The following is a 12988-nucleotide window of genomic DNA, read 5'->3' on the forward strand; positions in this document are numbered from 1 at the left end:
CGGTCAGACGGTATCGCGCAAACGGTACCAAACCTTGCCGAGCGCTTCCAGCGGCGCGGCGAGCCGGTCGCCGCCGGGAAAGCGCGGATTGCGGATGCGCGCGTACTGCGCAAGCAGGCGATCGTCGCCGAGCACCGCGTCGGCGACCGCGCGCGCACCGGCCAGCGTCGGCAATACGCCATGCCCGGAAAATCCCTGCAGCCAGAAGCGCTGGCCGTGACGCCCGATGTCGGGCGTGCGGCGCATGCTGATGTCGATATGGCCGCCCCAGGCGAACTCGAGCTTCACGCCGCGCAACTGCGGAAATGCCCGTTCGAGCGGCCGGCGCGTCGCTTCCGCGATATCGGCCGGAATGCCGCCGAGATACGTGCAGCCGCCTCCGAACAACAGCCGGTTGTCGGGGCTCAGGCGGAAGTAGTCGGGTACGAACTGGTTGTCGATCACGCAGCTGTTCTGCGGCAGCAACGATCGCGCGAGGTCGGGCGCGAGCGGCACGGTCGCGACCTGGTAGGTGCCGACCGGCAGCATCCGGCGCGACAGTTCGGGATCGAGCCGGTCGACGTACGCATTGCACGCGAGCACCAGCACGTCCGCGCGCACCTCGCCGGTGGCCGTGCGCGCCACGTAGCCGCTGTCCGTCTCGCGATAGTCGAGCACGCGGCTCTGTTCGAAGATGCGGCCGCCTGCCTGCTCGATCGCCTGCGCGAGGCCGAGCGCGAGCTTCAAAGGGTTCAGGTGCCCGGCCTCCGGGTCGTACAGCGCCGCGAGATAGCGCGGGCTGCCGATCCATTCCGGCATCTCGTCGCGCCCGATCACGCGCAGCCGGTCGTAGCCCCAGCGCTCGGCCGCCTCGTCGCGCGCCTGCGCGAGCATCGCGACGCGGCGCGGCCGCACCGCCGCCCACAGGCTCCCGGGGCGGTAGTCGATGTCGAAACCGTGCCGCTGCGGCAGTTCGCGCACTTCGGCCGCGGCCCAGCGCATGCTGTCCCACAATGCGCGCGCGCCGTCGCGGCCGAGCGCCGCCTCGATCGGCGGCATGTCGCACGACCAGCCGAGCAGCGCCTGTCCGCCGTTGCGGCCCGACGCGGCCCATGCGACGCGACTCGCTTCGAGCACGACCACGCGCCTGCCCGCCAGCGCGAGACGCAGCGCCGTGTGCAGCCCGCTGAAGCCCGCGCCCACGACCAGCACGTCGGCGTCGAGGCGTTCGTCCAGTGCCGCCCGATGCGGAATCGGCGCCGGGTAGGTGCCGGCGTAGTAGCTTGCGACGTGACGGTCGGACTGCATGAACATGCGGGCTCCCGTGAAATTTTCGCCAATTAATTTCATGAAAAATTAGCACGGCAATTTCACGGATGCAAGTGAGGGGATGTGCGAGGGGTTGTCCCGGCTTGAGGCATCTGTCGAGATGCGTCCAACTTGGAATTTTTTTCGTTCAAGTCGGAACTTGCAAGGGCCCACGCCGACCGCGAACGCCTGCGAGTATTCCTCAATAAAACAATAGCTTGAAGAGGTCGCCACACGCCCTCAGCGCTACAACGTGATCGACTACCGATCGATGCATCGGCTGCTGCATCGGCTGCTGTGCGCTGAAGTCGCGTGTGGGCGACTGTTGACTGCATCAAGCCGGCGTTTCCTTACTGCAGCGCCCGCTCTTGCAATTCGGCGGTACCAGGAGTGCACGCGTACACAACTTGGAATTCCCTATAGTTACCACAGACTTTTCGGTGCCAGATACAATTATGTCAAATTAAGGACTCCGAATGCGTTTGCTCACCTATATCAAGACATTGACTGGGGGTTGGCAACGTCATGACCTTGCACCCGGTTTTCGTCTAAACAGGCGCTAGAGTCCGAGGTTAGAAATTGTGCGCAGACTCGCGCGCCAGCTCGACGAACTGTGTGACCCGCGCATTCGCATCGCCGTACCGGTGTGCGATATACAACACCGTCGTCGTATCACGATCCGCCAGTTCGCGGAACGTCACACCCGGTATCGCAATGCTACGCAGCGGTGCCGGTACGAGCGCAATACCCAGCCCGGTGGCGGTCAGGCCAATCAGCGTCGACGCCTGCTGCGCTTCCTGCACGACGCGCGGCTCGAATCCGCGCTTCGCGCATAGCGCAAGGATCTGCTCGTAAATCGCAACGCCTGCCGTTTTCGGGTACGCGATGAACGGCTCGTCGCGCAGGTCCGCGATGCGGATCGCGCGCCGCGCGGCGAACCGATGCCGTTCGTGCATCGCAAGCAGCAACGGCTCGGTGGCGAGCGGTTCGAATGCGAGCCGCGACGGCGTTGGGCCGCCCGGTAGCCGTAGCAGTCCCACGTCGAGCTCGCGCTGCTCCAGCGCGACGATCTGCCGGTTTGACGGTAGTTCAGACAGCACGATGTTGACGTTCGGGCGCAGCGTCCGATATGCGTGAATCAGGCGCGGAAACACCGGCGACAGCGACGATGCATTCGTGAACCCCACCCGCAGGCGACCCACATCGCCGCTAATCGTCTCCCACACGCTTTCTTTCGCATGTTCGACGCGCGCGAGGATCGCCCGCGCATCCTCAAGCAGGGCAAGCCCCGCCTCGGTCAGCACAACGCTGCGCTGTGTGCGATGAAACAGCCGCCCGCCCAGCTCGTCCTCCAGCGCCTGGATGGCAAGGCTCAGCGGCGCTTGCGTGATGCCCAGCCGTTCCGCGCTGCGGCGAAAGTGCAACTCCTCGGCGAGCACGACGAAATACTCCAGATGGCGCAGATTCATTGATTTGTTTATTGAATCAATAATGTTGGAAGCAAGCATAGATCAAAACGCCGGAGCTAACGATACTGTGCTCAACCAAGCAGTCGATACGGAGACGACATGACCGGGGACGAACTCCTCAAGAACCTGCGCAGCGGCGAGCGCATCCTAGCGCTCGGCATCCGCGCGTCGCGCACCGCCGAAGTGGTGCGCTGGGCCAAGGTGGCCGGCTATCACACGATCTGGATTGATATGGAGCACAGCACGCTGCCCGTCGACGTCGTGTCGCAGATGTGCCTGTGCGCACGCGACGTCGGGCTCATGCCGTGGGTGCGCGTGCCGGAGCGCGAATACGGCGTGATCAACCGCGTGCTCGACGGCGGCGCGCTCGGCATCGTGATCGCGCGGGTCGAGAGCGCCGAACAGGCGCGCGCCGCCGTGACCGCCACGCGCTTCCCGCCGCTCGGCCAGCGCTCGCAGATCGCGACGCTTCCCACCGTCGACTATGCGCGGCTGCCGGCGCGCGAATTCAACGAGCGGATCGATGCAGCCACGGCGCTCAAGGTGTTGATCGAAAGCCGGGCCGGCGTGGAGGCAGTCGATGCGATCGCCGCGGTCGAAGGCGTCGACGTCGTCGCGCTCGGCTGCAACGACCTGTCGGCCGACCTCGGCCATCCGGGCGAACCCTCGCATCCCGAGGTGGTCGCTGCTTGCCGGCGAGTAGTCGAAGCAGCCGCGCGGCATCGCAAGATCGCGATCGTCGGCGGGATGCCGGAGGGCGACGCGCTCGACGGCCTCCGGCGTGCCGGCGCCGCACCCTTCGTATTCGCCGGCATCGACTCCGACCTGTTCCTCGCGGCGCTGCGCGAGCGCGCCGACGTCGCGCGGCACGCGCCCTGAACGCCCGCCCGCCGAATTCACCGAACCCTTACCACTCGAACGATCATGGCAGAAACCCCGCTGGTCTCCACCCCCATGCGCGATCTCGCAACGCTGTCGCGTCCGTCCTTCGCCGTGCCGGAAAAAGCGTGCGACGCGCACATGCACGTATTCGGCCCGGCCGATCGCTACCCGTGCGTCGCGCACCCGCACTACACGCTGCCCGACGGCAAGCTGGCGCACTACCTGAAGATGATGCCGGTGCTCGGCCTGCAGCGGTTCGTGATCGTGCAGCCGAGCTATTACGGCACGGACAACCGCTGCCTGATCGACGCGCTCCAGATTGCCGGCTCGATCGCGCGCGGCGTCGTGATGATGGACGAAGACACCGACGCGAAAACGCTCGACGCATGGCACGGCGCAGGCGTGCGCGCGGTGCGGCTCGATCTGTTCGCCCGCTCGGGTCTGCCGACCGCCGAAATCCAGGCCTACATCACGCGGATGGCCGCGCTGTGCAACAGCCTCGACTGGCACCTGCAGTTCTATGCGCCCGGCTGGGTCGTGCGCAACCTGATTCCGTTCCTCGCCGACGTGCGCACCGAGTTCGTCATCGATCACATGGGCTACATGCTCGAGGAGGACGGTCTCACGGCAGCGGATTTCGAGCGGCTGCTGGGGCTGCTGAAGGATGGGCAGTGCTGGCTGAAACTGAGCGCGCCTTACCGGATCGCGAAGCAACGCGGCTACGGCGCGATCGAGCCGATGGCCCGCGCGATCGTCGCAGCCGCGCCGGACAAGGTGATCTGGGGTTCGGACTGGCCGCATATCCCCGACTCGACGCGCGACACCGGCGAACTGCTGAACCTGCTCGAACAGTGGACGGACGAGGCGCACGTGCGACAGGCGGTCCTGTCCGACAATCCCGCCCGGCTGTTCGACTTCTGACGCGCACCGAGGACCGCAGACCATGGCCTACCAACCCAATCCGTGTTTCGCCGGGCTGTTCCGCGCGTTCACGTCGGACCCGCAGAGCATCGGCGCCGCCATCACCGCGCAGATGGACCGACTGGGCGAAGACGACCCGATGCTGGTATCGACGGGATCGGACATCGTGCTGTTCCCGCGCGTCGGCGCACCGCCCCGCTTCGAAAGCTTCCGCAAATCGACGCGCGGCTTCATCGAACTGACGGCCGTGTCGCACCTGCCGCTCGCGCTGGCCTACCTAGCGCAGATACGTGAGCTCGACCCTCGGGACACGCGCTGGCGCGACGGCGCACAGCAACTGATCGAGCACGCGACACTCACCCGTGAAGCCAATTCCGTGTCGCTGTGGCGCGACGTCATTGCGGTCGATAGCTTCGCGGGTCACGAGGAGAAGATCGCGCGGCTCGTCGACTACACCTGCGCGACGTCGATCGATTGGCTTGTCCGCGCACTCGACGATCCCGAACTGCTGACATTCGACGTGCTCAACGACGGTTTTTTCGCGGCCGGCAGCCAGCGCATGCCGGTGCCGATGAACGACGTGATGTTCGCGACGTTCGGCCTCGCGTTTCTCGACATCGTGTACCGGATCGGCAACTGGCTGCGCGCGCTGGAAATCGACTGGCGCCGCACGATGGTGCTCGTGAGCGGGCGCTCCGGCCGGCCGACGGCCGGCACGACGTGGGCGTCCAACAACATGTGCTACCTCGTGTGGCGCGCATCCGGCCGCGCGCTGCCGCCCGAACGCGTGTATGTCGCGCCGCACGCACCGTCGTTCCAGATCGACGCGCTGCCCGACGCGGCCGGGCTCGCCGAACTCGAACGCACGTACCGCCACCTGTGGCTGAACACGCGCGCGAGCGTCGACGTCGCCCGTGCGCTGTTTCCCGCGCAGCCGGCCTACCGCTTCGACCCGACGCCCTTGGACGGCATGCCGCCGATTGCCGCCGTCGACGACCGGGACGCGACAGCCGCACGGCTGCGCCGCATCATGGAAGACCCGAGCCAGTTGCTGTCGAACTGCGTTGCCGATTACATCGTCGACCAGCTGCACGAGAACGGCAATCGGCCGCGCGCCGTCGAGATTCCGGGCTTCACGAACGTGGATTACCCGTAGCGGCACCCGCACGTCCCGCCCAACGACCGGCACGGGCAGCCGGATCGGTATCGCATGCAAGCCCGGCAACAGGAGACAACATGATGGTTCAAACCGACCCGCGCGCACCAGCCCCGCCGGCGCGCACCGTGGCGCTCCGGGTCACGCTGGTGTGCTTCGCCGTCGCGATGATCGACGGCTTCGATACGCTGATGCTGTCGTTCATCGCACCGTTGCTGGTCAAGTCGCTGCACATCGATCATGCGGCGCTCGGCCGGATCTTCGGTGCCGGCTTTTTCGGCACGGTGCTCGGATCGATCCTGATCGGCCCCGCCGCCGACCGGTTCGGCCGGCGGCCGATGCTGCTGCTGTCGCTCGCACTGACCGGCGTGCTGACGCTGGCATGCGCAGCCGCGACGACGGCGCCGATGCTCGCCACGCTGCGCTTCATCGGCGGGCTCGGGATGGGCGGCGCGATTCCCGTCGTCGCGGCCGTCACCGCGCAGAATAGCCCGGCGCGCAGCCGCGCGTCGCTGGTCATCCTGATGTTCATCGGCTTTCCGCTCGGCGCAGTCGTGGGCGGCGCGCTCACCGCCGTGCTGATGATGAAGTTCGGCTGGCCGTTCGTGTTCGTGATGGGCGGCGCGAGCGCACTGATCGCGATGGTGCCCGTGTGGTTCGTGATTCCCGCCGGCACCGCGCCGCGCGATGCTGGCCTGGCACATGCGCAGCGCCGGCCGCGCACGCTGAATCCGCTCGGACGCACACTCGCCGACGGTCGGGCGCCCGCCGCGATCGCACTGTGGTGCGGCGTGCTGGCGACGATGATTCTGTCCGGCTTTCTGGTGAACTTCATGCCGACCATCCTGAACCTGAACGGCATCGCGCCCGACCGCGCGGCGATGGGCGCAGTGCTGATCAACGTCGGCGCCATCCTCGGCGCGCTCGCGCTGTCCGCGATCGTCGGGCGCTTCGGTCCGTTCAAGCCAGTCGTGACCGTATTCGTCGCCGGGGGGGCCCTGACCGTCGCGCTCGGGCAATTGATCGGCGTCGGCAACGGCGTATTCGCGATGCTGTTCTGCATCGGCGCCTGCCTCGTGGGCGGCCAGCTAACCTTTCCCGCCATCGCGAGCCGGCTCTTTCCGGACGACGTGCGCGGCAGCGGCGTGGGCTGGACGATGGCGATCGGCCGCGCGGGCTCGATCATCGGGCCGCTCGTCGGCGGCATGCTGCTCGCCGCGCACCTGCCGCTCGAACGCATGTTCCTGATGGTCGGCCTGCTGGCCCTGTGCGGCGCGCTCGGCGTCGCCCTCGCCTACCGATGGCAGCCGGCCGATGCCGGGCGGCGCGTCACCGCCGACGCCGCCGCGCTGTCCATCGCCGAATCCGAACTGAGCAACGGGAAACACTGACATGAGCCTCGACTTCCTCATCCCGGTGCAGTCGCTTGCGACGAGCGGCGCGCGCGCGGCGGCCGTCTTCGAAATCGACGGCACGACGTACCTCGGGATTCCGCAACTCGCCGTCGACATCGCCGGCCAGCCACCGCACATGAACGGCGGCGACAGCGACATCGGCGCGCAGCTCTATCGCCGTGACGACAGCCGCTTCGTCGAGGCCGGCACGCTGCCGCTGCCCGGCGGCGAGGATCTTGAATACTTCGAGATCGGCGCGCGGCGCTTTCTCGCAGCCGCCGGCGTGCGCTCGGGCAAGGGTCCGTACGACCTGAACACCGACGCGATCCTGCACGAATGGACCGACGGCGCATGGTGCCCGTTCCAGCGCATTCGGGCCTTCGCCGCGAAACAGTTCCGCGCGTTCGACATCGGCTCCCGGCACTTTCTCGGGCTCGCGCAGGGCGTGAAGATCGACGGCGCGATCGCGCGCCATCCCCGCCAATCATGCGTGCTCGAATGGACCGGCAGCCGCTTCGACGCATTTCAGGCGTTCGACGGCCTGTGGGGATACGACTGGATCTCCACACGGTTCGGCGGCGAACACTACCTCGCATATGCCGACCATCTCGACGGCGCGACGATCTACCGCTGGAACGGCGAGCGCTTCGAGACGTTCCAGACGCTGCCCGGCCACGGCGCGCGCACGTTCCGCTTCTTCGAGGACGGCGGCGCACTGTGGATGGTCTACGTGAACATCCAGGACCACACGACACTGTATCGGCTGAACGGCGAGGCATTCGTGCCGGTCCAGCGGCTTGCCGATGCGGGCGGCCGCGAACTCTGCCTGATCGACGGTGCCGACGGAGGCCGCTATCTCGTCCGCGTGTGCTTCATCACCGGCACGCCGCACGACCCGGTCGTCGTCCAGCGTTCGCAGGTGTTCGCGTGGCGCGGCGACGGGTTTGCGCTGCTCGGCGAATTCCCGACGTCGGGCGCGACGTCGGCGAGCACGTTCGTCGCTGATGGCACGCGTTACCTCGTGGTCAGCAACGCATTGAGCGAAGACGTTCGTTTTCGCGTCGATTCGACGGTGTACCGGTTCGAACGATGACTCATCGCGCATGACCGCCTGACCGGCCGCAAGGCCGGCGGCGCTCGGTTTCACCCAGCAGCAGCGATGCTCGATCCCTCCGGCAGGCAGGGAGGGCCCGGGCTTGCCCGAAAAAATAACGATGATGGAGACAGTCAATGAAGAAGTCGCTTCTCGGCGCGGCGGTGCTCGCGGCCGCCAGCACCGCCGCACACGCGCAAAGCAGCGTGACGCTTTATGGGATCATCGATGCCGGCGTCTCGTACCTGAGCAACGTCGGCGGACATAGCCAGTTCATGGCGAACGACGGCGCGATCCAGTCGAACCGCTGGGGCTTCCTCGGCAAGGAGGATCTCGGCGGCGGACTGAGCGCCATCTTCGATCTCGAGGGCGGCTTCAATCTCAACTCGGGCGCCCTGTTCCAGTCCGACACGATCTTCAACCGGCAGGCGTGGGTCGGTTTCGCGTCGCCGCGCTACGGCCGCGTGACGCTCGGCAAGCAGTACGACTTCTTCTGGGACAACCTCACGCAGTTCGCGATGGGCCAGTACGCGGGCCAGTACTCATGGCACCCGGGTGACTTCGATCATCTCGCGGGCACGCTGCACATCAACAATTCGGTTCGCTACGTGTCGCCGACGATCGCCGGCGTGACGTTCGGCGGGCTCTACGCGTTCCAGTCGCAAGCAACGTCCGGCGGCACGGGCCGCGTCGTCGCCTTCGGGCTGCGGTACGACAACGGGCCGCTGAAGATCGGTGCGGCCTATACCGACATCCACGACATGGGCGTGAACGGCCCCGTGCAGGCCGGTACGACATTCTTCCCGAACCTGCCGGCTGCGCCGATGCTGGCAAGCGGCGTCACGAACTACGGCGTGGGTGCGAGCTACCAGATCGGCCGCAGCCTCACGCGGCTGCTGTTCACCGATACTCACCTGCGCATCCGCAACGACAACGGCGCGATCGCGACCTACGAAATCAACGAAGTCTTCTCGCTGACGCCGGCGACGACACTGATGGCCGGCTACTGGTACAGCAAGCTCGGCGACCAGCACTGGCAGAACGCGACGGCACTTGTCGACTACGCGCTGTCCAAGCGCACCGACGTCTATGCGACCGCGACCTACCTGCGCGCGTCGGGCGGCGCGGCGCCGGTATTCCTCGGGATCGGCGGCACCGGCGCATTCGCCAACGGCAACTACATCGGCAGCGGCGGTGCGTCTTCGGTCGCGGTGCGCATCGGCATGCGCACGAAGTTCTGAACCGGGATGAAAGACGTTAATCGGACGACGGAGCACCTAAAATGATTCGGATGACGAAAGTAATGATTGCATCGATCGCCGCGGCTGCACCGCTCGCGCTCAGCGGTTGCAGCGGCAGCGCGGATTCCGATCCGCCCGACCCGCATGTCGTGCAGACTCAACAAGGTGCGGCCATCGGCATCGAGCAGAGCGGCGTGCGGCAGTTTCTCGGCCTGCCATATGCTGCGCCGCCCGTCGGCGCATTGCGCTGGAAACCGCCCGAACCGGCAGCCGCTTACGCCAGCGGCAAGTACGACGCGTCCCGCTTCCGCTCTGCCTGCATGCAAGGCAGAGCCAGCGCGCCGACCGGCAGCGAGGACTGCCTGTACCTGAATGTCTATGTACCGGCCACGGCGACGCTCGCCTCGGCGCTCCCCGTCCTGTTCTGGATGCATGGCGGCGGCTTCATTCTCGGGTCCGGCAGTCAGACCGACGGCTCCGCACTCGCGAAGCAGGCGAATGCAATCGTCGTGACGATCAACTACCGCCTGAACGCGCTCGGCTTTCTCGCGCATCCCGCGCTCAGCGCGGAGGATCCGGATCATGTGTCCGGCGACTACGGGATCATGGACCAGGCCGCAGCACTCGGCTGGGTCAAGCAGAACATCCGCGCATTCGGCGGCGATCCGGCCAACGTGACGATCTTCGGCGACTCGGCGGGCGGGCATTCGGTGTATGTGCAACTCGCGTCGCCGCTGTCGGCCGGCCTGTTCGCGAAGGCCGTCGCGCAAAGCGGCGAGTTCAGCCGCCAACAGGAATCACAGGCGCAGGCTGAAGCGGACAGCGCCGGCTACGCGAATACCTGGGGGTGCGGCAATGCGGCCACCGCCGCCTGCCTGCGCGGGCTGCCTGCCGCCGCGCTGCTGCAGGGCAACCCGGCCACCTGGTATGCGACGCTCAACACCCGCGTGCTGCCGCTCTCGACCAGCGCCGCGTTCGCGAGCGGCAATTTCAATCGCGTGCCGATCGTATCGGGTTTCACGCAGAACGAAGGCACCTTTTTCGTTGCATCGGCATTCGACGCACAGAGCAAACCTGTGACAAGCGACGGATACGCGGCGGCGATTGACGCGTTCCTGCGCGTTCCGGGCGCCGCCACCGCCGCGCAGTATCCGCTCGCTCAGTACGCGACGCCGAGCGCCGCGCTGGCCGCGGCGGCCGGCGACGACCTGTTCGTCTGCGGCGCGCTGCAGGACGGCGACAACCTCGCGCGATACGCGCCGGCCGTGTACATGTACCGCTTCTCCGATCCCGCTCCGTACAGCGTCAACTCGCTGATTTCGCGACTGCCTCCCACCGGCATCGACTACGGCGCGTTCCACTCGTCGGACCTCGACTACTGGTGGCAGTTGATCCCGTCGCCGACCGCCGCCCAGGAAAGCCTGTCCGGCACGATGACGGCCGCGCTCGCGGCATTCGCACACACCGGCAACCCCAATGCGGGTGGCGCGCCAACCTGGGGCGCCTACTCGGCACGCGCGCGCACGACGCTCGATTTCGGTTATCCGGTCACGAATACCTACGACGCGTACGGCGATCATCACTGCGGTTATTGGTATGGAGAGCCCGCATCGAGCGGGCTGTAACACATGCGAACCACCCGTCCTTGCGATCGGGACGGGTAGCCGCAACGCCACACAAGTAACCAATCCGGAGAAGAAAACGTGGACAGATGGAACCGATGGAAGGCCGCGCGCGTCGTCGCCGCGCTGGCAGCAGCAAGCTGTGTGTTCGGGCTGGCCGGATGCGACGACACGGAGTCGTCGAACCCTGTGTCCTCGTCTGCGCCGGTGCCGGTGGATTACGGCGCGCGTTGCACAGGCCTAAGCGGCCGTCAATTCGCCGGAATCGCGGTGACGGCGAGCGTACGGACGGCACCGGCCAACGGTGTCCCCGGCTATTGCAAGGTGTCGGCGACGGGCGCAAACGGCACAACGCTCGATATCGAAGTCGATCTGCCCGACAACGGGTCGAACCGGCTCCTGCACCAGGGCGGCGGTGGTTTCGACGGCAGCATTCCGACGATCGAGGCGACGTCCGCGCAGTTCCCGCTGCTCACGCCGCTGCAACGGGGCTTCGCGTACACTGCGTCGAACGGCGGAAATCGCACCGGCAATCCCGCCGAACTCGTCGCCAACGAAACCGAACTGCGCAACTACGCTTATGCGTCGACCGGCACGACCGTGCATTTCGCCAAAGCGGTGTTCGCGGCCTTCTATGGCGCCGCGCCGAAATACACGTACTTCAACGGCGCGTCGAACGGCGGGCGCGAAGGCTATCTGGCCGCGCAGAACCTTCCGGGCGACTACGACGGCATCATCGCCGGCGACGAAAGCATGAACATGGCCACGCAGGTCACCGCGATGCTGAGAACCGCTTCGCTCGCCGGCTCTGCCGCGATGCCTTCCGCCGCGCAATGGACCGCGGCCTACAACGCGGCCGCTGCCCAATGTGGAAACGCCAACGGCGTGATCCTGAACCCGGCGGCGTGCACGTTCGATCCGGCAACGCTGCTGTGCGACGCCTCGAGCGCGCCGGCGGCGACCTGCCTGTCGTCCGCACAGTTGCAGACCGTCCGCGCCCAGTTCGCGCCGTTTTCGACGAGCGGCGGGCAATTGCTCTTCGCCGGCTATGACTGGGCCGACTTCGGCGGCCAGTTCGGCGTGCAGTCGTACGGCGTACTCGGCGGCGGTTTTGCCGCGATCGCTACAGGCAACCCGGCATGGCTGCTGCCGCCCACGACGGCCGGCAGTCTTCAGGCGAACTTCAACGCCGACGCATCGTTTCCAGTCATTGCCGCCGGTCTCGACAACATCGGCGCCGACCACGACCTGCAGGCCATCGCGCAGTACCTGATATCGGGCAAGAAAATCATCTCGTTCCACGGCGGGGCCGATCCCCTCATTTCGCCGCACGACCACCTGCGCAATTGGCAAACGGTCGTGCAAGCAGCAGGCGCCGCGGGTGCGAACGCGCGCTTCTATCTGGAACCCGGCGTCGGCCATGTGCTTGGCGGCAACGGCCCAGATCAAGCCGACTATCTGGGTGCGATGATTGCGTGGGTCGAACAAGGTACGCCACCGGCTCGACTCCTGCTGACGAAGTTCGACGCGCAGGGCAATGTGCTCACCACACTGCCGGACTGCCCTTATCCGTCTTTTCCGCGCTATTTGGGATCTGGCAGCCAGAACCTCGCGGCCAGCTATGCGTGCGTGACGGCCTGACACGCTCGACGTGACCCTGTCTCGTTTCCACGTACGGCAAGTCATGCGGCGATCAACGCGGCCTCGTAGTCGACAGGGGTATGAAAGTCGATTGAGGTGTGCAGGCGTTGCCGATTGTAATAGCCTTCGATCCAGTCGACGATGTCCAGGCGAGCCTGGGCGCGTGTTTCGTAGCGGAGCTGATAGATTCTTTCGACTTTCAGTGTCTTAAAAGCTCTAACAAAAAGAGTTACGAGGGCTGTTAACCCGCTGCACGCTCTGTTAACCTCATCGTTGTTTCGC

The 12988-nt window shown here is 66.4% G+C and carries 11 protein-coding genes; 8 read left to right on the forward strand and 3 right to left on the reverse strand.

Translation table 11 applies throughout. The features are described 5' to 3' along the window. Positions 1 to 3: 3 nt before the first annotated feature. Positions 4 to 1293 (reverse strand): NAD(P)/FAD-dependent oxidoreductase, encoded by a 1290-nt coding sequence (locus BST28156_RS17215; RefSeq protein ID WP_174902862.1) that lies wholly within the window; start codon positions 1291 to 1293, stop codon positions 4 to 6. A 566-nt stretch (positions 1294 to 1859) separates the two neighbouring features. Continuing rightward, the gene (locus tag BST28156_RS17220; protein WP_081071575.1) at positions 1860 to 2795 is read right to left on the reverse strand and encodes a LysR family transcriptional regulator; all 936 of its coding nucleotides are present in this window, start codon (positions 2793 to 2795) and stop codon (positions 1860 to 1862) included. Between the two features lie 60 nt (positions 2796 to 2855). On the opposite strand from BST28156_RS17220, the gene BST28156_RS17225 reads away from it, so the two are divergent. From BST28156_RS17225 to BST28156_RS17260, 8 genes are all read left to right on the forward strand, one after another. Further along, positions 2856 to 3635 carry an HpcH/HpaI aldolase family protein gene (locus tag BST28156_RS17225; RefSeq protein ID WP_174902863.1) on the forward strand — a complete coding sequence of 260 codons (780 nt, stop codon included), beginning with the start codon at positions 2856 to 2858 and terminating at the stop codon, positions 3633 to 3635. Between the two features lie 45 nt (positions 3636 to 3680). Next, positions 3681 to 4559 carry an amidohydrolase family protein gene (locus tag BST28156_RS17230; protein ID WP_060217691.1) on the forward strand — a complete coding sequence of 293 codons (879 nt, stop codon included), beginning with the start codon at positions 3681 to 3683 and terminating at the stop codon, positions 4557 to 4559. A gap of 22 nt (positions 4560 to 4581) precedes the next feature. Continuing rightward, positions 4582 to 5715 (forward strand): DUF5624 domain-containing protein, encoded by a 1134-nt coding sequence (locus tag BST28156_RS17235; RefSeq protein ID WP_174902864.1) that lies wholly within the window; start codon positions 4582 to 4584, stop codon positions 5713 to 5715. Positions 5716 to 5795: 80 nt separating this feature from the next. Further along, positions 5796 to 7106, forward strand: coding sequence for an MFS transporter (locus tag BST28156_RS17240; RefSeq protein ID WP_081071573.1), 1311 nt, complete (start codon positions 5796 to 5798; stop codon positions 7104 to 7106). 1 nt (position 7107) lies between these two features. Further along, positions 7108 to 8202: a hypothetical protein gene (locus BST28156_RS17245; RefSeq protein ID WP_060217688.1), complete on the forward strand. Its 1095-nt coding sequence runs from the start codon at positions 7108 to 7110 to the stop codon at positions 8200 to 8202. Positions 8203 to 8339: 137 nt separating this feature from the next. Beyond that, positions 8340 to 9443, forward strand: a complete 1104-nt coding sequence (locus BST28156_RS17250) for a porin (protein ID WP_174902865.1) — start codon at positions 8340 to 8342, stop codon at positions 9441 to 9443. A 62-nt stretch (positions 9444 to 9505) separates the two neighbouring features. Then, positions 9506 to 11068, forward strand: a complete 1563-nt coding sequence (locus tag BST28156_RS17255; RefSeq protein WP_174902866.1) for a carboxylesterase/lipase family protein — start codon at positions 9506 to 9508, stop codon at positions 11066 to 11068. Positions 11069 to 11146: 78 nt separating this feature from the next. Next, entirely contained in the window at positions 11147 to 12706 is a 1560-nt protein-coding gene (locus tag BST28156_RS17260) for a tannase/feruloyl esterase family alpha/beta hydrolase (RefSeq protein WP_174902867.1), read from the forward strand. Between the two features lie 41 nt (positions 12707 to 12747). Here the strand turns inward: BST28156_RS17260 and BST28156_RS17265 are convergent. After that, positions 12748 to 12988 (reverse strand): IS3 family transposase (locus BST28156_RS17265; protein WP_254596389.1); only part of this gene is annotated, 241 nt, incomplete at its 5' end.

Origin of the sequence: Burkholderia pseudomultivorans (assembly GCF_902499075.1) — a bacterium.
GTDB classification, from domain to species: domain Bacteria; phylum Pseudomonadota; class Gammaproteobacteria; order Burkholderiales; family Burkholderiaceae; genus Burkholderia; species Burkholderia pseudomultivorans.

Bases quoted from the DNA above. Each gene is read 5' to 3' on its own strand.
- BST28156_RS17245 (WP_060217688.1), top strand. From the start codon at position 7,108: ATGAGCCTCGACTTCCTCATCCCGGTGCAGTCGCTTGCGACGAGCGGC.
- BST28156_RS17250 (WP_174902865.1), top strand. From the start codon at position 8,340: ATGAAGAAGTCGCTTCTCGGCGCGGCGGTGCTCGCGGCCGCCAGCACC.
- BST28156_RS17225 (WP_174902863.1), top strand. From the start codon at position 2,856: ATGACCGGGGACGAACTCCTCAAGAACCTGCGCAGCGGCGAGCGCATC.
- BST28156_RS17235 (WP_174902864.1), top strand. From the start codon at position 4,582: ATGGCCTACCAACCCAATCCGTGTTTCGCCGGGCTGTTCCGCGCGTTC.
- BST28156_RS17230 (WP_060217691.1), top strand. From the start codon at position 3,681: ATGGCAGAAACCCCGCTGGTCTCCACCCCCATGCGCGATCTCGCAACG.
- BST28156_RS17255 (WP_174902866.1), top strand. From the start codon at position 9,506: ATGATTGCATCGATCGCCGCGGCTGCACCGCTCGCGCTCAGCGGTTGC.
- BST28156_RS17220 (WP_081071575.1), bottom strand. From the start codon at position 2,795: ATGCTTGCTTCCAACATTATTGATTCAATAAACAAATCAATGAATCTG.
- BST28156_RS17240 (WP_081071573.1), top strand. From the start codon at position 5,796: ATGATGGTTCAAACCGACCCGCGCGCACCAGCCCCGCCGGCGCGCACC.
- BST28156_RS17215 (WP_174902862.1), bottom strand. From the start codon at position 1,293: ATGTTCATGCAGTCCGACCGTCACGTCGCAAGCTACTACGCCGGCACC.